Annotated in this window: 23 protein-coding genes; 11 read left to right on the top strand and 12 right to left on the bottom strand. The window is 70.0% G+C overall.

The window, feature by feature from the left end; genetic code table 11:
• Positions 1–478: 478 nt before the first annotated feature.
• Positions 479–1,171: a TetR/AcrR family transcriptional regulator gene (locus VAE46_RS07905; protein ID WP_322796385.1), complete on the top strand. Its 693-nt coding sequence runs from the start codon at positions 479–481 to the stop codon at positions 1,169–1,171.
• A gap of 15 nt (positions 1,172–1,186) precedes the next feature.
• Here VAE46_RS07905 and VAE46_RS07900 read toward each other — a convergent pair whose 3' ends face one another.
• The 3 genes from VAE46_RS07900 to VAE46_RS07890 are packed head-to-tail and all read right to left on the bottom strand — an operon-like array spanning position 1,187 to position 3,437.
• Positions 1,187–1,618 carry a hypothetical protein gene (locus VAE46_RS07900; protein ID WP_322796384.1) on the bottom strand — a complete coding sequence of 144 codons (432 nt, stop codon included), beginning with the start codon at positions 1,616–1,618 and terminating at the stop codon, positions 1,187–1,189.
• A complete protein-coding gene (locus tag VAE46_RS07895; RefSeq protein WP_322796383.1) occupies positions 1,615–2,895 on the bottom strand; it encodes an MFS transporter in 1,281 nt (426 codons plus the stop codon). Before VAE46_RS07895 ends, VAE46_RS07900 begins: the two co-directional genes overlap by 4 nt.
• Complete coding sequence (locus tag VAE46_RS07890) at positions 2,892–3,437, bottom strand: CvpA family protein (protein WP_322796382.1); 546 nt, start codon at positions 3,435–3,437, stop codon at positions 2,892–2,894. Before VAE46_RS07890 ends, VAE46_RS07895 begins: the two co-directional genes overlap by 4 nt.
• Before the next feature lie 71 nt (positions 3,438–3,508).
• Here VAE46_RS07890 and VAE46_RS07885 point away from each other — a divergent pair, with 71 nt between their 5' ends.
• Together VAE46_RS07885 and VAE46_RS07880 are read left to right on the top strand one after the other, a co-directional pair.
• Positions 3,509–3,697: a methytransferase partner Trm112 gene (locus VAE46_RS07885; protein WP_322796381.1), complete on the top strand. Its 189-nt coding sequence runs from the start codon at positions 3,509–3,511 to the stop codon at positions 3,695–3,697.
• The gene (locus VAE46_RS07880; protein ID WP_322796380.1) at positions 3,697–3,999 is read left to right on the top strand and encodes a hypothetical protein; all 303 of its coding nucleotides are present in this window, start codon (positions 3,697–3,699) and stop codon (positions 3,997–3,999) included. Before VAE46_RS07885 ends, VAE46_RS07880 begins: the two co-directional genes overlap by 1 nt.
• Positions 4,000–4,129: 130 nt before the next feature.
• Here the strand turns inward: VAE46_RS07880 and VAE46_RS07875 are convergent, their stop codons facing one another.
• Positions 4,130–4,621, bottom strand: coding sequence for an Hsp20/alpha crystallin family protein (locus tag VAE46_RS07875; RefSeq protein ID WP_322796379.1), 492 nt, complete (start codon positions 4,619–4,621; stop codon positions 4,130–4,132).
• 149 nt (positions 4,622–4,770) lie between these two features.
• Between VAE46_RS07875 and VAE46_RS07870 the strand changes: the two genes are divergently transcribed.
• The 3 genes from VAE46_RS07870 (at position 4,771) to VAE46_RS07860 (ending at position 8,765) form a co-directional block, all read left to right on the top strand.
• Complete coding sequence (locus tag VAE46_RS07870) at positions 4,771–5,784, top strand: J domain-containing protein (protein WP_322796378.1); 1,014 nt, start codon at positions 4,771–4,773, stop codon at positions 5,782–5,784.
• A gap of 16 nt (positions 5,785–5,800) precedes the next feature.
• Complete coding sequence (locus VAE46_RS07865) at positions 5,801–6,178, top strand: heat shock protein transcriptional repressor HspR (RefSeq protein WP_322796377.1); 378 nt, start codon at positions 5,801–5,803, stop codon at positions 6,176–6,178.
• Positions 6,179–6,278: 100 nt separating this feature from the next.
• Positions 6,279–8,765, top strand: a complete 2,487-nt coding sequence (locus tag VAE46_RS07860; protein WP_416223954.1) for an ATP-dependent Clp protease ATP-binding subunit — start codon at positions 6,279–6,281, stop codon at positions 8,763–8,765.
• Positions 8,766–8,849: 84 nt separating this feature from the next.
• On the opposite strand, the gene VAE46_RS07855 is transcribed toward VAE46_RS07860, so the two are convergent.
• Positions 8,850–9,560, bottom strand: coding sequence for a hypothetical protein (locus VAE46_RS07855; RefSeq protein WP_322796375.1), 711 nt, complete (start codon positions 9,558–9,560; stop codon positions 8,850–8,852).
• Positions 9,561–9,739: 179 nt separating this feature from the next.
• On the opposite strand from VAE46_RS07855, the gene VAE46_RS07850 reads away from it, so the two are divergent.
• Together VAE46_RS07850 and VAE46_RS07845 are read left to right on the top strand one after the other, a co-directional pair.
• On the top strand, positions 9,740–10,912 hold the full coding sequence (locus VAE46_RS07850) for a serine hydrolase domain-containing protein (protein WP_322796374.1): 1,173 nt from the start codon (positions 9,740–9,742) through the stop codon (positions 10,910–10,912).
• A 39-nt stretch (positions 10,913–10,951) separates the two neighbouring features.
• On the top strand, positions 10,952–11,407 hold the full coding sequence (locus VAE46_RS07845; RefSeq protein ID WP_322796373.1) for a pyridoxamine 5'-phosphate oxidase family protein: 456 nt from the start codon (positions 10,952–10,954) through the stop codon (positions 11,405–11,407).
• Between the two features lie 10 nt (positions 11,408–11,417).
• Here the strand turns inward: VAE46_RS07845 and VAE46_RS07840 are convergent, their stop codons facing one another.
• Positions 11,418–12,458 carry an MBL fold metallo-hydrolase gene (locus tag VAE46_RS07840; protein ID WP_322796372.1) on the bottom strand — a complete coding sequence of 347 codons (1,041 nt, stop codon included), beginning with the start codon at positions 12,456–12,458 and terminating at the stop codon, positions 11,418–11,420.
• A 101-nt stretch (positions 12,459–12,559) separates the two neighbouring features.
• On the bottom strand, positions 12,560–13,000 hold the full coding sequence (locus VAE46_RS07835) for a phage holin family protein (RefSeq protein WP_322796371.1): 441 nt from the start codon (positions 12,998–13,000) through the stop codon (positions 12,560–12,562).
• Positions 13,001–13,209: 209 nt separating this feature from the next.
• On the opposite strand from VAE46_RS07835, the gene VAE46_RS07830 reads away from it, so the two are divergent.
• Both VAE46_RS07830 and VAE46_RS07825 read left to right on the top strand, forming a co-directional pair.
• Positions 13,210–14,043: a hypothetical protein gene (locus tag VAE46_RS07830; protein WP_322796370.1), complete on the top strand. Its 834-nt coding sequence runs from the start codon at positions 13,210–13,212 to the stop codon at positions 14,041–14,043.
• A 7-nt stretch (positions 14,044–14,050) separates the two neighbouring features.
• Entirely contained in the window at positions 14,051–14,683 is a 633-nt protein-coding gene (locus tag VAE46_RS07825) for an RNA polymerase sigma factor (protein WP_322796369.1), read from the top strand.
• Here VAE46_RS07825 and VAE46_RS07820 read toward each other — a convergent pair.
• From VAE46_RS07820 to VAE46_RS07800, 5 genes are read right to left on the bottom strand one after another with little or no spacing between them, the layout of a single operon-like run.
• Positions 14,680–15,486 carry a DUF4388 domain-containing protein gene (locus VAE46_RS07820; RefSeq protein WP_322796368.1) on the bottom strand — a complete coding sequence of 269 codons (807 nt, stop codon included), beginning with the start codon at positions 15,484–15,486 and terminating at the stop codon, positions 14,680–14,682. The genes VAE46_RS07825 and VAE46_RS07820 overlap by 4 nt on opposite strands.
• 24 nt (positions 15,487–15,510) lie before the next feature.
• Positions 15,511–15,966 (bottom strand): hypothetical protein, encoded by a 456-nt coding sequence (locus VAE46_RS07815; protein ID WP_322796367.1) that lies wholly within the window; start codon positions 15,964–15,966, stop codon positions 15,511–15,513.
• A gap of 23 nt (positions 15,967–15,989) precedes the next feature.
• Positions 15,990–17,009: a hypothetical protein gene (locus VAE46_RS07810; protein ID WP_322796366.1), complete on the bottom strand. Its 1,020-nt coding sequence runs from the start codon at positions 17,007–17,009 to the stop codon at positions 15,990–15,992.
• Positions 17,006–17,419 (bottom strand): hypothetical protein, encoded by a 414-nt coding sequence (locus tag VAE46_RS07805; RefSeq protein WP_322796365.1) that lies wholly within the window; start codon positions 17,417–17,419, stop codon positions 17,006–17,008. Before VAE46_RS07805 ends, VAE46_RS07810 begins: the two co-directional genes overlap by 4 nt.
• A gap of 39 nt (positions 17,420–17,458) precedes the next feature.
• Positions 17,459–18,676: a HAMP domain-containing protein gene (locus tag VAE46_RS07800; RefSeq protein WP_322796364.1), complete on the bottom strand. Its 1,218-nt coding sequence runs from the start codon at positions 18,674–18,676 to the stop codon at positions 17,459–17,461.
• A 282-nt stretch (positions 18,677–18,958) separates the two neighbouring features.
• On the opposite strand from VAE46_RS07800, the gene VAE46_RS07795 reads away from it, so the two are divergent.
• The coding region (locus VAE46_RS07795; RefSeq protein WP_322796363.1) for an acyl-CoA dehydrogenase family protein at positions 18,959–19,455 on the top strand (497 nt) is incomplete at its 3' end.

Here is a 19,455-nt window from a genome sequence, read left to right as displayed (position 1 = left end):
GGGTGTGGGGCCGGAGTCGCCGCCGTCGTCGTCGTCGCCGCAGCCGGCGAGGGCCCAGGCGCCGGCGGCGAGGCCGGCGGTGGCGCTGCCGGCGAGGAAGCGCCGGCGGGCGAGTCTGCGCGTCCAGTAGTTCGAGCGTTCCATCTGCCCCTTCCTCCTTTGTTCGGGCCCGTCTCGCCGATGCGTGCCGTTCGTGTCCCACCATTGGCCGCATCAATGCGAGGAATTTGCCTAACTCTACGCTTTTGGAGGCGGGATTGGATCGCGTCCGCTCCACGCCGGGGGTTCGGAGTTTCCGGGGGGTGTGCAGGCGCCCCTACAAAGCCTGCACACCGCTCCCGGAGTCCGCTTCGGACGCGCGCCCAACCCGACAGCAAAGATTAGACGCGCGTGTTTATCCGAAGGCGCGCAATGTACCGCCGGGATGGTAGAGTTGTCAACACGGCGCCGGGCCAGCACCCGGCTGAAGAGGAGCGCGATGGGCGACGAGTTCGGGTTGCGCGGCTACCGGGTGCAGGACCCGGCGCGCGCGGAGGCACGGCGGCGGGCGATCATGCAGGCGATGGCCGAGGTGGTGCTCGAGAAAGGCCTGCCCGACGCCACCCTCGAAGACGTGGCCGCCAAGCTGGGCACCAGCCGGGCGGTCATTTACTACCAGTTCCGCAGCAAGGAAGAGCTCTGGGTCGAGGTGGCGGTCGAAGCGGTCCGCACCGCCGAGCGCCGCCTGCGCTCCATCATCGAGCGTGCGCCCGGGCCGGAAGCGGCGCTGTTCAACGCCCTGCGCGACCTCCTGCTGATGGGCGAATACCACACCATCGTGCGGAGCTCGTACGTGGGCGGCCGGCCGCGCAACCTCTCACCGGAAGGCAGGGAGCGCATCCGGGAGGCGGACCGGGACTACGAGCATGCGCTGATGGACGTGGTGGCCTGGGGCATCCGCGAGGGGGTGTTCATCGAGCGGGACCCGCGCCTGGTGGCCTACACCCTGATGTTCGCGACCAACAACAATTTCAGCTGGCGGCGCGCCGGGGGCCCGCTGACCTTTGACGTCATCCTGGCCGAGCTGCCGCCGATGCTGCTGACCTCGGTCCTGCGCGAACCGAAGGTGTACGTCCCGCACGGCCCGCACCCGCTGCCGCCGATCATCGAGCCGGGGGAAGGCGGTTCGTAGCCGGGCGCTGGTCCGTTAGCGGCCGGGGAGGAGCTCTTCGAAGAGCAGCAGGCGGTGGCGGACAAGCTCCTGCAGGGCATCGAACTCGCCGCGCTCGAGGGCGAGCCGGGTTTCGCGCGCGCCAAGCTCCTGGAGCCGTTCGAAGCGGGCATCGTCCATGAAGGGCTCGGCTTCCCAGGCGCGCTGGTTGGCCCCCCGGACGCGAAGCCAGTCATCGATGAGGGGTTTGAGGCCGGCGAGGGTTTCGACGTAACGTGCGCGGGCGTTGCGTGCGCCGGCGATCACCTGCGGGTCCTCGGGGGTGACGAAGGCGGCATCGATGGCTGCGAGGAGGGCACGCATGACGGGCATGAGCAGCTCGGCGGTGGAGGCGAAATACTCCAGTTCGCGGTCGTAGGCGGCGAGCAGGGCATCGAGGTCGGCTTCGCCGGGGGGCTGTTCGTTCACGAGGGGAGTGTGCCATGGCCGGCGGGTGCCGGGCTGCGGGCGGGCTCGCTGACCCGGGGCTCGATGCGGTAGTTGCGCAGGCCCGGCAGCCGGGCCGCTACGATGGCCACCACGGCCAGGGTGCCGACGCCGCCCGAGACCACGGCGAAGGTCGCGCTGGTGAGGCCGGCGACGAGGCCGGATTCGACCGCGCCGAGCTGGTTGGAGGCGCCGATGAAGAGCATGTTGACGCTCGAAACGCGGCCGCGGAGCTCATCGGGGGTGGAGAGCTGGACCGCTGCCTGGCGGAGGACGACCGAGACCTGGTCGGCCATGCCGATGAAGGCGTAGGTGGCCACGGAAAGGTAGAAGTTGCGCGAGAGGCCGAAGGCGATCGTGCCCAGGCCGAAGAGCGCAACGGCGCTGAGCAGGGCGCGGCCGGCCTGGCGGATGGGCGGGAGGAAGACGAGGGCGACGGACATGGCGAGGGCGCCGGCTTCGAGCGAGGCCGCAAGGATGCCGTAGCCGAGCCCGCCGACCCCGAGGATGTCGGTGGCGTAGATGGGGAGGAGGGCCTGCGCCCCGCCGAAGATGACGGCGAACATGTCGAGTGTCATGGCGCCGATGAGCACCTGGCGCTGGAGGACGAAGCGGATGCCTTCGCGGATGCCGGCGAGCGAGACGACCCGGGGGGCGAGTTCGACCGGCCGGGGGCGGAGCAGCAGGACTGCGATGATCGCGACCCCGACCAGGGCAGCGTGGGCGGCGTAGGCGGCTTCGAGCCCGACGAGGCCGATGAGCAGGCCGCCCGCCGCCGGTCCGGTGACGAAGCCGAGCGATTGGACCGTGGAGGTGACGACGATGGCATTGGGGAAGGCCTCGGGGGTGACGACCTGGGGCAGGAGGGCCTGGCGGGCGGGGTTTTCGAAGGCTGCGGCGACGGCGACCGCCAGCACGAGGGCGTAGATGAGCGGCGTCCCGACCGTTCCGGAGGCGGTGGCGCTGAGCAGGGCGAGCGAGGCCCCAGCGGGGACCACCTGGGCGGCGAGCACGATGAGCCGGCGGTTGGCCGAATCGGCGAGGGCGCCGCCGACGAGCGTCAGGCCGAGGGACGGCAGGAAGCGCGCCAGGCCGATAAAGGCCAGCTGGAAGGGCGAGGCGGTGAGTTCGTAGACGTGGTAGAGGATGACGGCGTTGAACATCGTCATCGCGGTGGCGCCGGCAAGGCGGCCGGCGGCGTAGAGGGCGAAGCCGGGCTGGCGCAGTGCGGCGAGGGGGTCGTGGCGGGGGACGCTCACGGGGTCTGCTGGTCCGCAGGCTCGCCGTCGAGGGCGTCGGCGGCCTCCCGGAAGAGGTCGAGCCCGGTTTCGAAGGTGCGCGGCAGGAAGGCGAGCGTGAGCGGCGCGGCATCGAGCAGGGCATCGGCCGCGCGGGAGGATTCGATGGTGGCGCGCAGGTCGGGGCTGGGATAGCGGATGAGGACGAGCAGGACGGCCTGGATGATGAGGGCGGCCTTGAGGAAGCCGAAGAGGCCGCCGGTGAGGCGGTCGAGGGCGCCGAGGTTGAGCATTTCGGCCACGCGCTTGAGCAGGTGGGCGATGACGTGCCCGCCGATGATGACGCCGGCCATGATCGAGACGAAGGAGAGGACCGCAGCGAAGTCTTCGTTATCGACGATGGGGTGAACCTTGGGGAACATGCGCGAGTAGAGCAGGCCGGCGACCGGGATGGCGAGGATGACGGAGAGGAGGGCGACGAGTTCGCGGATGAAGCCGGTGGTGTAGGCCCGCCAGGCGGTGAAGGCGATGACGCCGACGATGAGGAGGTCGAGCCAGTTCACGCGTGGCTATGGTGCGGGAGGGCGCGGCCTGTGCCAAGGCGCGGAGTGGCGCGGCGCGGTAGGATGGGGGCATGGAGCCGACGTTGCTGGAGATTCTCCGCTGCCCGGTGTGCCGGGCTGAGCTGACGCTGGAAGGGGCCCGGGAGGAGGACGGGGAGGTGGTCGCGGGCGAGCTGGTCTGCACGGGCTGCCGGGAGCGGTATCCGATCGAGGACGGCATCCCGAATTTGCTGCCGCCGGACCAGCGGGAGCGCGGCTGATGGGGGACGGTGCCGGCGGCTGCGTCCCGGGGGTGGAAGGCCGCGAGGCGGGCGAGCATCACCACGAGCACGGCCCGCGCCCGGGCGGCCCGGCGGTTCCGCCGGCGGCGTTGCTGTGGCGCGGGGCGGGGCTGCTGGGGCTCGGGGCCGGGCTGGGCTGGCTGGGGTGGCGGCTGGTACGGGCATCGCTCCTGAGCGCGCCGGCGGGGCTGGCGCTGATCGGCGGGGGGCTGCTGGCGGCCTGGGCGGCGGCCATCCACCTCACCGGCGGGGAGCAGTTCGACGACTGGGGTTGCGACTGAGCGGGCGAGCGATCCCCGCGGCGACGGGCTGAATTCGCAGAACGCGTTGCGCATGAGAACGGCCCCGGTGGTGACCGGGGCCGGTTGGGGGTCCGTGAGCCGCTGAGCGGCCCGCGGAAGATGCGGCCGGTCAGCTGTTGGAGACGGCCTGGCCTTCGACCACGCCCTGCGGGGTGATCTTGATCGAGCGGGCGCGGGCCTCGGGCTTCTTGGGGAGGACGAGGCGGAGCATGCCGTGCTCGAACGAGGCGTTGGCCTTTTCGGCATCGACGGTCGGCGGGAGCCGGAGCTGCCGCTCGAAGCTGCCGTAGCGGATCTCGCGGCGGAGGTAGTTGGCCTCGTTGGCCTCCTCCTTGTGCTCGAACTGGCCGCGGATGGTGAGGACATCGTCCTCGACGGTGATCTCGACGTCCTTGGGGTCGACGCCCGGGACAGCGGCCTTGATGACGTAGCTATCGGGCTGCTCGATGACGTCGAGGGCGAGGGAGATGGGGCCGAGGTCCTCGCTGCCATTGCGGAAGGCGGGGAAGCGGCCGAAGGACTCCTGGAAGACGCGGTCCATCCAGTTCCGCATGGCGGCGATTTCCGCAGCCGGGTCCCAGCGAGTGAGTGCAGTTGCCATGGGTGCACCTCCTTTGGCTGTGCTGGTTTCGGTTTCCGGGTTCATCGTACGAACCGTCGCCTGGCGCTGTCAAGAGGTCTGAGCACGTCGTTATCAAGTTTGTTTGTGAATTTCTTGACAGGCGGCCTGCGAACGCGTATCGTGAGGCCATGGCTCGTGACTTCTATGAGGTGCTCGGCGTTGCCCGGACGGCGACCGAGAAGGAGATTCGGTCGGCGTACCGGAAGCTGGCGCGCAAGTTCCACCCGGATGTGAACCCGGGCGACAAGAGCGCCGAGGCGAAGTTCAAGGAGATCAACCAGGCCTACGAGGTGCTCTCCGACCCGGAGAAGCGGAAGAAGTACGACCGCTGGGGGGACCAGTGGGAGCTTGCCGATCAGCTTGAGGCGGCCGGCGCGCGGCCGGGCGCGACCCCGTTTGGGGGCGGGCGCGACCCCTTCTCGCGGGGCAACGGCATGGGCGCCGACCCCTTCGCCGATTTCGGCTCGATCTTCGAGACACTCTTCCGCCGCGAGCGGGGCGGCCCGCGGGGCGCGAGCGGGAGCCGCCGCGGCCAGGACGTCGAAACGCCGGTGGAGATCACGCTCGAGGAGGCGTTCCACGGGACCACCCGGGTGCTCAACCTGCAGTCCCCCGAGGCCTGCCGGACCTGCGGCGGAAGCGGCGAGATCGCCGGGGCGATCTGTCACGCCTGCGAGGGGATGGGGGTCGTCACCCGGCCACGCCGGCTGGAAGTCCGCATCCCTGCGGGCGTGAAGACGGGCTCGCGGGTGCGGGTAGCCGGCGAAGGCCGGCCCGGCATCGGCGGCGGCCCCGCCGGGGATCTCTACCTGCTCGTCACGGTGTTGCCGCACGCCCGCTTCGAGCGCCGGGGCGACGACCTGTACGCGGAAGTCGATGTGCCGGTGGTCGATGCGGTGCTCGGCGGCGAAGTGACGGTGCAGACCATCGACGGGCGGGTTGCGCTGCGCATCCCGGAGCTGACCCAGAACGGCCGCCAGTTCCGGCTCTCCGGCAAGGGGATGCCGGTGCTGGGCCAGGCCGGGCGGCGGGGCGACCTGTACGTGAAGGCGCGGGTGGTGCTGCCGGACCGGCTGACGCCCGAGGAACGCCGGCACTGGGAGGCGCTGCGGCAGCTGCGGAGCGCCTCGGCGCGAGTCTGAGTGAAGGAGGTGCACAGTGGCGGCAGAACGGAACGACAACGGTGCCGGCCTCCCGATCGACGACGACGAGCCGATGTACGTGATTTCGATTGCGGCGCGGCTGGTGGGCATGCACCAGCAGACGCTCCGCTACTACGAGAAGGTCGGGCTGATTCAGCCGAAGCGGACGGGCGGCAACATCCGGATGTATTCGAACGCGGACATCCAGCGCATCCGGACGGCGCAGCGGCTGATCGATGAGCTGGGCGTCAACCTGGCGGGGGTCGACATCATCCTGCGGATGAGCGAGCAGATTCGCCAGCTGCAGGCCGAACTGGAGGCGACCCGGGCGGAACTCGACCGGCTGCGGGCAACCCGCCTGCCCGCACCCTACCGGGGCCCGCAGGAGCGGTAGACGGGCCCGAGCGCAGTGTTGCGGGCCGTGGTCCAGGCGCCACGGCGAAGAGCGGCAATCCCCGCCTGGTCGAGCGAACTAGAGGAGAACACGAACAATGATGCGACAGGATCGATTCACCGAGCAGGCGCAGGAGGTGCTGGCGGCCTCGCAAGAGATTGTGCGCCAGAAGCGGAACAGCCAGTGGGCCGTGCCGCATGTGCTGGCCGCGCTGGTCAACTATAAGGGCGGGCTCGCCGAACAGGTGCTGCAGAAGCTGAATGTGGATATGCGCCGCCTGCGCGAGCGTGTGGCCCGGGCGGTGGACCAGCTGCCGACGCTGGCCTACGACGTGGTGCAGATCTACACGACCCCGGAAGTGGTGCGGATGCTCGAGGTGGCGAACGCCGAGGCCGAGCGGCTGAAGGACGAGTATGTCGGCGTCGAGCATCTGCTGATCGCCATCGCGGACAACGAAGAGAGCGGGGCGACGCGCCTGCTGGCCGAGTTCGGCGTGACGAAGGAGGGCATCTACCGTGCGCTCCAGGACATCCGCGGGAAGCAGCGCGTGACCAGCCAGACAGCGGAGAGCCGCTACCAGTCGCTCGAGAAGTACTCGACCGACCTGACCGAGCTGGCCCGGCAGGGCAAGCTGGACCCCGTCATCGGGCGCGACGCGGAGATCCGCCGGGTGATGCAGATCCTGAACCGGCGCACGAAGAACAACCCGGTGATCATCGGGGAGGCGGGCGTCGGGAAGACGGCGATCGTCGAAGGGCTGGCGCAGCGGATCGTGGCCGGCGATGTGCCGGAGAACCTGGAGGGCAAGCGGGTGCTGGCGCTCGACATGGGCGCGCTGGTGGCGGGCTCGAAGTTCCGCGGCGAGTTCGAAGAGCGGCTGAAGGCCGTGATGGACGAGGTGAAGCAGGCCGAGGGGCAGGTGATCCTGTTCATCGATGAGCTGCACACCGTGATGGGTGCGGGCGGCGCGGAGGGCGCGATCGACGCCTCGAACCTGATGAAGCCGGCGCTCGCCCGCGGCGAGCTGCACGTCATCGGCGCGACGACGCTCGATGAGTATCGCGAGCGGATCGAGAAGGACCCGGCGCTCGAGCGGCGGTTTGCCCCGGTGTACGTCGAGGAGCCGAGCATCGAGGACACGATCGCGATTCTGAAGGGGCTGCGGCCAAAGTACGAGGCGCACCACAAAGTGGAGATCACCGACGATGCGATCGAGGCGGCGGCGCGGCTTTCGGCGCGGTACATCACCGAGCGGCGGCTGCCGGACAAGGCGATCGACCTCATCGACGAGGCCTCCAGCAAGCACGTCATCGAGGCGCAATCCCTGCCCGAGGAGCTGCGCGACCTGCAGGCCGAGCTGGATGAGCTGGCGCTCGAAACGGAGGCGGCCGTGCAGCGGGAGGACTACGAGGCGGCGGCCCGAATCAAGCAGCGCATCCTGCAGCTGCAGGCGGAGTACCAGCGGCGCAAGGCCGAGTGGGAGAAGGAGCACCCCGGCGCCGACCGGCGGGTGACGGCGGAGGATATCGCCCGGCTGGTGGCGGAGATGACGGGCATCCCGGTTTCGAAGCTGGGAGAGACCGAGCAGGAGAAGCTCCTGCACCTGGAGGACTACCTGCACCAGCGGGTCATTGGGCAGGACCGCGCCATCAGGGCGGTGGCCGATGCCATCCGCCGCGCCCGGGCGGGCCTCAAGGACCCGAAGCGGCCGATCGGCTCGTTCATCTTCCTCGGTCCGACCGGCGTCGGGAAGACGGAGCTGGCCAAGGCGCTGGCCGAGTACCTGTTCGACGCCGAGGACGCCATGGTCCGGATCGATATGTCCGAGTACCAGGAGCGGCACTCGGTGAGCCGGCTGATCGGCGCCCCGCCCGGCTACGTCGGCTACGAGGAGGGCGGCGCGCTGACCGAGGCGGTGCGGCGGCGGCCGTACCGGGTCATTCTCTTCGACGAAATCGAGAAAGCGCACCCCGACGTGTTCAACACGCTGCTGCAGGTGCTCGATGATGGCCGCCTGACGGACGGGCAGGGCCGGACGGTCGACTTCCGCAACACGGTCATCATCATGACGAGCAACCTGGGCACCAGCGCGCAGGAGCGGGCGACCTTCGGCTTCACGGTCCGCAGCGAGGACATGAGCGAGCAGGAGATCCTGCAGGGCTCGGTGGAGAAGGCGCTGCGCGAGTTCTTCCGGCCGGAGTTCCTGAACCGGATCGACGAGATTATCGTCTTCGAACCGCTGACGAAGGACCAGCTGACGCAGATCGTGGACCTGCTGGCGAGCGAGGTGCGCAAGCGGCTGGCCGAACGCCGGATCGACTTCGAGCTCACGCCCGCGGCGAAGGAGGAGCTGGTGCGCGAAGGGTACGACCCCGTCTTCGGGGCGCGGCCGCTGCGCCGGACGATCCAGCGGCGGATCGAGAACGAACTGGCGCGGCGGATCCTGGCCGGCGAGTTCCGCGAGGGGCAGAAGGTAGTCGTCGACGTTGCCGGCGGCGAGTTCCGCTTCTCGGCGGTCGAGACTGCCCCCGCGGGCGGCAGCGGCGACGGCGAGGTTATCGAGGGCGAAGTCGTCGAAGCGGTCTGACCCCGGCTCGCAACCCGGCACGCACCCAGCGAGGGCTTCCATCCAGGGGAGCCCTCGCCGTGTGCCCGGGGCGCGCGGAGGCTGCTACTGGACCGGGTAGGGCGGTTCGAACAGTTTGCTGTCGACGCTGCCGGAGTAGTCCTGGAGCTCCATTTTGGCGCCGGCCCCTTCGACAAGCGTGAGGACCTTCTCCTTCCTGGCGATGCAGATGGTCAGTTCGCCGCTGGTGCCGGCGGACTTCCAGCACGCGGAGGCGTAGCCGCCGACGGTGCGGTCGCCGGCGCGCTCGACGGTCCCCGCCTGGTCGACCCCCTCGAGCGCGGCTGCGGGGTCGAACGAGGTGAGGCTGGGGTCGGGCTCGCCCCTGGTGCAGGTGCCCGTAGTGCCGGCGCCGAAACAGGTGTAGGTGGCGCCTTCGGCGTTGATGACGGCGATCACGGCGCCGGAGGCATCCATCTTGAAGGCGAACTTCTCGCCGTCCTGGGCGAAGGTCATGGTGCCCTTCATTTCAGAGCTTGCGATGGTGTAGGTGGCGGTAAACTTCGCCGAGCGGGCTTCCCGGGCGGCGTTGATGAACTCCTCACGGGCGCTGCCGGAGCCGGCGGATGCCTGGGTGGGCGCCGGGGAGGCCGGCCGGGTGCTGGCGGGCAAGGGCGCGGCAGCGGTTGCGGTGTTGCCGCTCCCGCCGGGGGCTGCTGGCGTGGAGGTGTCACCGTCGTCGTCGCCGCCGCAGGCCGCGAGGACTACCCCGGCGGCCAAGACGGCGGCGGCGAGGAGGCGCAGTCGGTTGTTCACGGGTTCTCTCCTTATGTTTCGGCAGGAGCCGCGGAAGCATTGTGGCGCACGGTTCGCAATGCGGAAGTGGGCGATTTGCAAACTTTCCGTTTCGGCAACGGGCGTGCAACGGCGGCAGTTTCGAAGGGCGTTCGAACGGAGTAGAGTGCGGGCGAACATCAATCGGTGCGGAGCCAACCATGAATGCTGCATTGAACGACAGGGTGCATGCGCTGCTCCTGGAGCAGATTGCGCGGGGCAGCCAGCTGGGCACGCAGGTGTGCGCCTACCTCGGCGGGGAGAAGGTCGTCGATACATGGGCCGGGCAGATGGGTCCGAACGACCCGCGCCCGGTGGGACCGGATACGCTCTTCAGCAGCTTTTCGACCACGAAAGGGGTGGCCGCCACGGCGCTGCATATCCTCGCGGACCGTGGCCTGCTGGAGTACGAGCAGCCGGTGGCGCGCTACTGGGAGGAGTTTGGCCAGAAGGGCAAGGAGCGGGTGACGGTGGCCCAGGCGATGAGCCACCAGGCGGGGCTGCACGCCATGCCGATGACGCCGGAGGGGGCGGCGCCGCTGCTGGAGTGGGAGAACGGCCTGCGCTACGTGGCAGAGGGGGAGCCGGCGTGGGAGCCGGGCACGGCGACGGGCTACCACGCGATCACGTACGGCTGGATCGTGGGCGGCATCATCGAGGGCGCGAGCGGGCGCCACATCCAGGAGGTGCTGCTGGAGGAGATCGCCCGGCCGCTGGGGATGGAGAACGAGATGTTCATCGGCATTCCCGATGGGCTGGAGGAGCGGCTGGCGACGCTTCAGACGGCGCAGGAGCAGCAGGCGGCGAGCGGGGAGCAGGGCAACGCGCGGGCGGCGATGTTCCAGCTGCCGCCGGACCACGACTTTTTCAGGGCGATGCCGCCCAACCTGGGCTGGAACTTCAACGATATGCGCGTGCGCAAGGCCTGCCTGCCGGCCGCCAACGGGCATTTTACGGCGCGTGCGCTCGCGCGGATGTACGGGGCGCTGGCCAACGGCGGGGTGGTGGATGGGGTGCGCATCATTTCGCAGGAGCGCATCGCGCTGATGAGCGCCATCCAGACGGACGCACCGGACCGGGTGCTGATGATGCCGCTGCCGAAGAGCATCGGGTTCTTTAACGGCGGGCAGCTGGCGGGTCAGCACGGCGCAACCGGGCCGCGCAAGACGGCCTTCGGCCACCCCGGGGCAGGCGGTTCGATCGCCTTCGCGGACCCCGAGGTGGGGCTCGCCATCGCCGTGACGATCAACAAGATGCAGACGACCCTGCAGGCCGAGGGGCCGACCTTCGAGATTTGCGAACTCATCCGCGAGGAGCTGGGGGTCAACCGCTGAGCTGGCGCCCCGCGCGCGGACCGGGGGAGAATCGCCCCGATGGGCACACGGGCGCTGCTGCCGAACGAGATTGAGCTCGTGCTCGCGAAGGAGCGCGTGGTGCGGGTCGCGTTCTTCGCCGAGGGTGAGCACTTCGTGGTGCCGCTCTTCTACACGTGGGCCGGCGGCGTGCTTTGCGGGCTGACAACGCCCGGGCGGAAGCTGGAGCTGGCGCGGCGGAATCCGCGGGTGGCGTTCCAGGTCGACAGTACGGCGACGACGGGGCCGTGGGAGTGGGCGAGCGTCTCGGGCTGGGGCACGTGGGAGGAGGTCGACGACCCCTTCGAGCTTGCGCCGCTGGCGGGGGAGTTCGCCGCGCGGCTGGCCGACGCCCCGGCGTGGGCGGCGCAGGCGCTGGAGGCGCGCTTCGCGGAGCGCGGGATGGTGGGCTGGCGGCTGGCGCCGGCTGAGCTGGGCGGGCGGGCGCACGGGCCGGAGGAGCCGGCGGAGGCGTGAGGAGGGTGCCTCAGACGGGGAGCCAGTAGAGCTGCTTGCCGCGCATGACCTTGGCGAGGCGGCCGAGTTCGAAGAGGTATTCGAGGTGGGCGAGCGTTTCGCCGACGGCGGCGCGCTGCATCCAGGGCTCGAAATCCTCGAGGCGGCCAGTGGCCCACTTCACCCGGCCGGCGACCTCCCAGGCGGTCGAGCCGCCGCGGTCGACGCAGGCGAGCATTTCATCGAGGCGCATCTCGTGGTGGGCTTCGATCTCGCGGATGCGGCGTTTGAGGTCGGTGATTTCGAATTCGTGGGCGGGCAGTACGAGTTGGACGTCGAGGTCGACGAGGGCGTGGAGCGAGCGCATGTAATCGCCGAGGGGGCTGCCGTGGCTCTGGGCGTGGATGGAGACGTTGGGGGTGATGGTGGGGAGGATGTGGTCGCCGGTGAGGAGGATTTTGCGGTTGGGTTCGTAGAGGCAGATGTGGCCGGGGGAGTGGCCGGGCGTCCAGATGACTTCGAAGTCGAAATCGCCGACTTTGAAGGTTTCGCCGCCCTTCAGTTCGGTATCGGGCGGGACGGCGGCGACGTTCCCGAGCATGCCGATCGAGCCCTGCGACATCTGGGGCGTGGCGGCCGGGGGCACGCCGTTGAGCTCCATGAAGCGCTGCATCTCTTCGGTAAGGGCGCGCGGGGCGAAGTAGCGGGTGGCGATGACTTCGGCGTCCTTTTCGTGGACGGCGATATCGCAGGAAGAGAGCTGCTTGAGCCGGCCGGCCATACCGTAGTGGTCGGGGTGGATGTGGGTGATGATCAGGCGGCTGATTTCGGACGGGTGGGAGCCGTGCTCGCGCATGCCCTGTTCGAGGGCCTGGTAGGCGGTATCGGTGTTCCAGCCGCAATCGACGAGGACGGTCTCGCCGCCGTCCTTGAGGAGGTAGGGCAGGACGTAGGGGAGGCCTTTGGTGACGCGCGGGTGCTGCTGGAGGTCGCGCCGGAGGGCGCGGGCGTCTTCGATGGAGACCTGGGGGAAGGGGGTGAGCAGCTGGTAGATGCCGTCGATGATGCGCATGGGGTGCCCCGCGGGGTGCTCGCCGCCGGGAAGCCGGTCGGCGGCGAGGTCATCCTACGCAGGTGGTTCGAGGGAGGCAAAGTACCGCGGGCCGCGTGGGTTCAGGAGAGCCGGCGGGCGATGCGGCCGGGGTTGATGAGGCGGGTGAGGATGAAGCTCACGATGCTGATGATGATGGCGCCGAAGAAGGCGCTCCAGAAGCCATCGATGCGGAAATTGATGCCGTCGATTTTGCCGGCAATCCAGGCGGTGAGGCCGAGGAGGGCGGTGTTGATGAGGATGAGCAGGAAGCCGAGGGTGAGAATGATGCCCGGGAACGCGCTGATGATGAGGAGCGGTTTGAGGTAGGCGTTGAGCAGGCCGAGGATGAGGGCCACGGCGAGGGTGCTGCCGAATCCCTCGAGGTGGATGCCGCCGACGAGGCTGGCGGCCACCCAGACGGCGGCAGCGGTCACCAGCCAGCGGACGAGGAAGGCGGCGATGCGGGCGCCGGGCGAGGGCTCGCCGGAGCTGCCGGAGACGATGACGACGGTGGGCCTCATGGGCGGTGACCTTGCGGGGCAACAGGCTGCCTGCCGACCTATGATAGACCCCCGCCGGCGTCGAGCCGCGGGGCGGAAATCTTCGGCCGAGCCTGACACGTTTGCCATGACGTCACCGATGTCCTTGTTGACGGCGGCAGCGAACCCTCCCGGGTCGCGACGATCCCCGGGAGGGTGCCATGGCCGCTGACCCGGGAGGAAGGCCGGCGATGGACCACGGAGCCCTGGAGCTTGACGCAGCCCTCTCGGGCGGGGCGCCCCCGGGGAGTGCGGAGGCTGCTGGCCTGGTGCGACTGGCACGGCAGGTCGAGGGGCTGCCGCTGGCCGGGCCGGACCGCGCGGCGATGGAACGGGTGTGGGCGCGGCTGGAGGACCGGATGGAGGGGCGCCGGGGCGGGGCCTGGGCCTGGCTCATCGGCTGGGCGGGCCTCGGGAGCGAGCGACGCCCGCTCGCCCAGCGGCTGGCGGCCGCGGCGGCGGCGGTCGCGATTCTCGGCGGGGGGACGGTTGCGGCGGGCGTCGACCCGGCCGCTGCGGCGCGGGCCGTGGGCGAATTTGCCGTCAACGTGGTACGCAACCTCGACCCGGGCCGGGGAGGGACTCCAACTCCCGGGTCCGAACCCACCCCGACCGTGCGCCCGGACGGGGACCCGACGCCTGGCGCGCCGGCATCGCCCGGTGCCGGCGGGTCTCCGCCGGCACCCGGCCGAGCCACCACCGTGACGCCGCAACCCGGCCAGGCGAACGCACCCGTACCCGGCACGCCAGCCGCTGCAAGCGCAACCCCGACGACGACGGGTGCCTCGACTCCGGCGGCAACGGGTCCGGCGACCACACCCACGCCAGAACCGGCGACACCCACGCCGGCGGTCTCGCCTTCGTCGACTCCGAGTCCGGGCTCCGATGACGACGTGAATCCGCCTGTCTCGCCAACACCGGGCGACGGGGACGATAGCCCGGATGACGACGACAGGGAGGACGACGGGGAAGAGGACGACACGGACAAGCGCGACGACGAGCAGAAGAAGGATCAGGACGGGTGAGCGGGGCATGAGGGCAGCGGCCTGGCCGGTGCTGGCGTTTGACCTCGCGGCGATGGCGCTGGCCGCGCACGCCGGTGAAGCTCGCCCGGCGGGGCCGCAGGCGGCGGAGGGGGCGTTCATCGAGCGGCTTCGGCGGCGCGACCCGGCGGCGTGGCGTGAGCTTTTTGAGCGGGAGATGCCGGCGATTTACCGGTATGCGCTTTCGCGGGCCGGCTCGGCGGCGGATGCGGAGGACCTGGCGGGGCTGGTCTTCGAGCAGGCATGGAAGCACGCCGACCGCCTGGAGGACCGCGGCCTGCCGGCGCGGGCGTGGCTGTTCGGCATCGCCCGGCATGTGGTGGCCGAGCACCGGCGGAAGCTGTTTCGGCAGCCGCCGATGCTGGCGCTTGAGGCGTTCGATGGCGCGGATGCTGGGCTGGAAGGGCGGGCCGAGCAGCTCGCCCTGGCTCAGGCGGTGGCGGCGCTCAAACGGGAGGATGCGGAGGTCATCACGCTCCGCTTCCTGCACGGGCTTTCGGTAGCCGAGGCGGCGGACGTCCTGCGGACGACCGAGGACGCGGTGAAATCGCGGCAATGGCGGGCGCTTCGCAAGCTGCGGGAGCTGCTGGGCGAGGGGCGCGGGGCGGGAGCGCCGGCTTAGGCGGCGCGGTTGCCCCGCAGCATGGCGAGCATCGTCTGCTGGAAGCGGACGCGCTTTTCGGCGTCGGTGATTTCGTTGCTGACGGCCTCGGCGAGGGCGGCCACGCCGTCGCGCGGGAAGTCCTGGCGGGTGTAGCCCATGGCGTCGAGGCAGTCATCGATGATGATCTCGGCGAGGGGGCCGACGGCCGCGGCGACGGCGGCGTGGAGCGCCTGGAAGAACTGGGGGCCGGCGAGCGCGCGCGCCGAGGGCGCGACCTGGGGGGCCTTCTCGAGCTCGACGAGGCCGCTGAGCTTGAGGCGGTAGAGCCGGCGCATGGTGTCGTAGTCATCGAGCCCGAGGGCGGCGGCGATGGCAGCCGCAGTGCGGGTGCCGTCGATGACGGCGATGGTCTCCCAGTCGGCGGCATCGATGGTGATGGTGGGCGCGGGGGCCTTGCGCGGGAGCCGCGGGACGACATCCATGGAGGGGACGACGCGGCGGACGGCCTCGCGTTCGCTGGCGAGGCGGGCGGCCTCGGCGAGGAGCTGGTCGAGCGGGCGGGTGATGGTGCGCTCGGGCGCGGGCTCGCCGGGGATGAAGCGGAACTGGCCGTTGGGCCAGGTGATGAGGCGGGCGAAGGCGGGTTCGCCCCATTCGCCCGCGGCCTCGGCGTGGACGACGTGCCCCTGGTGGAGGTAGAGGTCGCCGAGGTCGAGGCCGGAGGAGAGCTCGAGGCGGCCGGTCTGCCCGCCTGCGGCGAGCATTTTGAGGAGGTCGATGAGGGGGAGCTGGGCGAGGCTGCCGGTGAGTCCTTCAGGCATGGTGTCCTCCCATGGTGGGCGGGGTCAGGGCTGGTGAGCCCGGTGGGCGATCGCGGTCCAGGAGGTCCAGGAACCGGGGTCGAGGGCGGTGCGGCTGAGGAGCTGGGCGCGCTCTGCGCGGTGCTTTTCGAGGCGCTTGCGGGCGGCCGGGTCTTTCTTCCAGGCGGCGGTGACGACATCGGCGGTCATGCGGACCATGGCCATATCGACGGCCGGCTGGGTGATGACGAAGAGGACGGCATCGCCGATATCGACGGCGAGGAGGCGCCAGGAGCTGTAGGTGAGGTCGAGCCGGCTGGCGGGGATCCCGCCGGCCTGGAGCGCGACGAACGCCCTGGCGACTTCGCGGCCGATGGTGTTCATGGTGACGGTGGCGAGGACGGCCGGGCTGGAGCTGACGATGACCTCGCCGCGGTTATCGCAGAGGAAGGCGCCTTCGACGCCGTTGAGGGCGGTGAGCTGTTCGAGTTCGCGCTCCATGGTGGTTCACCCCGCTGAGCTGGTCAGGCAACGAACTCCTGGATTTCGTCGCGCAGGCCGAAGCGGTCGATGACGGCGGCGTGCCGTTCGCTGATGCCTTCGAGGGCGGCGCGCACGCGGGTTTCGAGGTCGGCGCGCTTGAGCTGGAAGGCGAGCCGCGAGACGGTATCGCCGAGGCAATCGCCGACGGCTTTGCTGAAATCTTCGGGAAGCGGGCCATCGAATTCGATGGTGCCGTTGGTGTACCTGAACTCGGCGGCGAAGGGGTCGAGGAACGGATAGGTGACGGCGCGGTTGACGAGGGTTTCTTTGAAGGCGGTGAGGAAGCGGCCGGGCCTGGCGACGCTATCGATGTACTGTTCGGTGCGGGCGAGGACTTCGGACCAGAAGGCGAGGAGCTCGGCGCGGTAGGTCTCCGGCGGGGGCGCCTGCCGGGGGAGCCCGATGGCGGCGGGCGCGCTGGCTTCGATGTAGACGTTGAACGAACCGCCGGCGGTATTCACGGCGGCGACGATGGCGTTGAGCGCCTCCTGGCCGGAGATCATGGGCAGGCGCGGGGCGGCGAAGACGGATTCGATCGGCTCGCCGGACTGGAGGTAGATGACGCCGACGCCGGCTTCGTTGGCGACCTGGACTTCGACGTAGCCGGTGATGCCGTCGCTGCGGAGCTTGGCGATGAGGCGATCGAGGCTGGTGAACTGGCTGGTGAGGTCCTTGTAGAGGGGGCGGCTATCCATCAGGCGATGGACGAGCAGGACGACATCGGGGAAGGCCGCGGAAACGGTGATGGTGCCATCGCGTTCGGCCGCCTTCTCGGTGATATTGCGGATGGCCGGCGGGCCGCTCAGGCGGTTGGGCCCGGCGGAGACGGCGCCGTTGAGGAGTTCGCCTTCGGAGAGGATGAGGGTGCCGGTGTACCCGGGGAAGGTGACTTCGATGTAGCCGGTGAGGCGGCGCTGGCGGCAGTCCTCCAGCAGGGCATCGAAGGCGGTGAAGGAGGTATTGAGGTTCGCGTAGATGGTGCGGTCCTTCGGGAACATCATGGCGTGGAACTCCTGGGGAGCGTGGCTGCGCCGAAGCGGCGGGTGATGGGCTGGAGCGCTGTCGCGATGGCCGGCCCGCGGCCTGGTGCGTGGGTGATGAAGAGGGTGGCGCCGCGCAGGGGCACGAGAGCGGCTTCAACGGGGCCGCCGGAGATGGCGGCGTGGAGGAAGCTGGAGCCTGCCAGCTGCTTGCCCATGCCGCGGAGGTCGCCATCGGTGGGGAGGGCCTCGGCGCGGAGGGCGACGAAGCTGGCGAGGGCGGCGGCGCGGGCGGGGTCGGGCTCGCGGTGGGCGGCGAGGGGCTGGCCTTCGGGCCCGGCGACGACCACGGAGCGGACGCCTTCGATGCTGCCCGCGGCGTGGGCGATGCGGCTGGCGGTTTCCCGGTCGAGGCTCGGTGTGGGCTGCATGGTGCGCTACTCCCCTTGCTGCTGGAGGCGCGGCCGGGCTCAGGCGGCCTGCTGGCGGCGCTGGCGCAGCCGTTCGATGGCGGCGCGGAGGCTGGTCTGCATGCGGCGCAGGCTCTCGGCCAGGTGGCCGATTTCGTTGTCGGATTCGACCGTGATCTCGGCGTCGAGTTCGCCGAGGCTGATGCGGTCGGCCACCTCGGCCAGGTGGCACACCGGGCGGGTGATGCTCATGGAGATGACCACGGCGAGCAGGAGGGCGAAGGCCACGCCGGCGACCGCCGCACCGCCGAAGGTGTAGAACTGCTGCCGGGCATCGGCGGCGCGGGCATCGAACTGGGCGTTGAGGGTCTCCTGGGCGGCGGCGAGCAGCTGGTTGGAGGTGTCGATGGCGCTGCCGCCCATGTAAAAGTAGCCTTCGGCGGCGGCATCCGGGAGGATGGGCGCGCCGAGGACCTGGTTGCGGGTCATTTCGAGGAAGGTGTCGCGGGTGGTCGAGCTGCGGCCCACGGCCGTCTGCAGCGCCTCGGCGAAGCGGGGGTTTTCGTTCATAGCGAGCCGGAGCTGGCGGTCGAGTGCATCGGCGTGGACCATGGCGGCGGCCGACTGGGCGGCGAGGTACTGCTTCTGCGCTTCGGTGGCGGAGATGCCGGCGCGGGTGATGAGGGTTTCGGTGCCGGCGGCGCGCATGAGGGAGAGGTGCTCGGTAAGGCGCGGCAGGGATTCGGTGAGGGCGGCGATGACGGCGCGGGAATCGAGCTCGGGGTCGAGGGCGAGGTTCGAACGGGCGGCGACGGTGGAGAGGAGGGGGAAGACGCCCTGCTGGATGAGGCGGGTGTGGGCGGCGTTGGCCACTTCGGCGCTGCTGCCGGCTTCTTTGGTCTTGGCCCACTCATCGTTGAGGAAGGCGACAAGGTCGCGTGTGCCGAAGCGGTTGCCGAAGCGGCTGTCCATCTCGTTGATGGCGGCGAGGGCGTTATCGGCGGCGCGCTCGGACTGTTTCATGGTTTCGACCGAGTTGGCGTCGCCGGCGAGGACGCGGAGCACGAGGCCGCGGTGGAGCTGGACTTCGCGGAGGAAGGGGATGACGGTGGAGACGTACTCGAGGCCGTCGCGCTCGCTTGCTGCGCGGGACTGGGCTTCGCGCTGGGCCTGGAACTGGACGGCGAGGAGGGCGAGGATGGGCAGGGCCATGACGGCGACGATGAGGCCGAGCTTGTTGGCGATGTTGAGGTTGGCGATGGCTGAAAAGCCGGGCAAACGACGACGCATGGTGCACTCCAACGGGCTCCCCGGACCCGGGGGCATGATTCGGGGGCGAGCGGCACGGCACGCTGCATCCGCCTGCCGCGCAGTCCCTCTCTTTTCCAATTTCGACCCCTTTCGGCCACGGAGAAGGGGGACGGCGGGAGAACGGCGGAGGCAACTTCGGACGCCGCGTGTCGCTCGCTGCGACCTTTTCTGCGCCCGGCTCCCGCCTCCTCCCTTCACCCGGTACACTCGATGGCCGGGCGCGGCCCGGAAGAATGCGCGAGGTGGACTATGGACTTCAGGCTTTCTCCCGAGACGGAAGGGTGGCGGCAGGAGCTTCGGGCGTTCCTCCGGGCGGAGCTGCCGCCGGATTTCGAGGGCGACGACGATTTCTTCGATAACGAGGAGCAGGTCGCGTTCGCGCGGGAGTTCACGAAGAAGCTCGGTGCCCGGCGCTGGTTTGCGCCGGCCTGGCCGGAGCAGTACGGGGGCATGGGGAAGACGGCGCTCGAACAGTTCATTCTGAATGAGGAGCTGGCCTACCACCGGGCGCCATCAGGCGGGCGGCTCTTCACGATCGGGATTACGGGGCCGACGATGCTCGTCCACGGGACGGAGGAGCAGAAGGCGCGCTACCTGCCGAAGATGGCCTCGGGCGAGGAGTGGTACTGCCAGGGCTTCAGCGAACCCGGTTCTGGTTCGGACCTTGCGAGCATGCAGACGCGCGCCGTCCGGGATGGCGACGAGTACGTGATCAACGGCCAGAAGATTTGGACGTCGAATGGGCA

This window comes from Tepidiforma sp. (genome assembly GCF_034433535.1).
Taxonomy (GTDB): domain Bacteria; phylum Chloroflexota; class Dehalococcoidia; order Tepidiformales; family Tepidiformaceae; genus Tepidiforma.
The sequence above is the reverse complement of the archived record's forward strand: the minus strand, read 5'-3'. Positions and strand labels throughout refer to the sequence as shown.

Excerpts from the sequence above, each read along its gene's own strand:
- VAE46_RS07905 (WP_322796385.1), top strand. The coding sequence starts at position 479 with ATGGGCGACGAGTTCGGGTTGCGCGGCTACCGGGTGCAGGACCCGGCG.
- VAE46_RS07885 (WP_322796381.1), top strand. The coding sequence starts at position 3,509 with ATGGAGCCGACGTTGCTGGAGATTCTCCGCTGCCCGGTGTGCCGGGCT.
- VAE46_RS07880 (WP_322796380.1), top strand. The coding sequence starts at position 3,697 with ATGGGGGACGGTGCCGGCGGCTGCGTCCCGGGGGTGGAAGGCCGCGAG.
- VAE46_RS07875 (WP_322796379.1), bottom strand. The coding sequence starts at position 4,621 with ATGGCAACTGCACTCACTCGCTGGGACCCGGCTGCGGAAATCGCCGCC.
- VAE46_RS07870 (WP_322796378.1), top strand. The coding sequence starts at position 4,771 with ATGGCTCGTGACTTCTATGAGGTGCTCGGCGTTGCCCGGACGGCGACC.
- VAE46_RS07860 (WP_416223954.1), top strand. The coding sequence starts at position 6,279 with ATGCGACAGGATCGATTCACCGAGCAGGCGCAGGAGGTGCTGGCGGCC.
- VAE46_RS07850 (WP_322796374.1), top strand. The coding sequence starts at position 9,740 with ATGAATGCTGCATTGAACGACAGGGTGCATGCGCTGCTCCTGGAGCAG.
- VAE46_RS07845 (WP_322796373.1), top strand. The coding sequence starts at position 10,952 with ATGGGCACACGGGCGCTGCTGCCGAACGAGATTGAGCTCGTGCTCGCG.
- VAE46_RS07840 (WP_322796372.1), bottom strand. The coding sequence starts at position 12,458 with ATGCGCATCATCGACGGCATCTACCAGCTGCTCACCCCCTTCCCCCAG.
- VAE46_RS07835 (WP_322796371.1), bottom strand. The coding sequence starts at position 13,000 with ATGAGGCCCACCGTCGTCATCGTCTCCGGCAGCTCCGGCGAGCCCTCG.
- VAE46_RS07830 (WP_322796370.1), top strand. The coding sequence starts at position 13,210 with ATGGACCACGGAGCCCTGGAGCTTGACGCAGCCCTCTCGGGCGGGGCG.
- VAE46_RS07825 (WP_322796369.1), top strand. The coding sequence starts at position 14,051 with ATGAGGGCAGCGGCCTGGCCGGTGCTGGCGTTTGACCTCGCGGCGATG.
- VAE46_RS07820 (WP_322796368.1), bottom strand. The coding sequence starts at position 15,486 with ATGCCTGAAGGACTCACCGGCAGCCTCGCCCAGCTCCCCCTCATCGAC.
- VAE46_RS07815 (WP_322796367.1), bottom strand. The coding sequence starts at position 15,966 with ATGGAGCGCGAACTCGAACAGCTCACCGCCCTCAACGGCGTCGAAGGC.
- VAE46_RS07810 (WP_322796366.1), bottom strand. The coding sequence starts at position 17,009 with ATGATGTTCCCGAAGGACCGCACCATCTACGCGAACCTCAATACCTCC.
- VAE46_RS07805 (WP_322796365.1), bottom strand. The coding sequence starts at position 17,419 with ATGCAGCCCACACCGAGCCTCGACCGGGAAACCGCCAGCCGCATCGCC.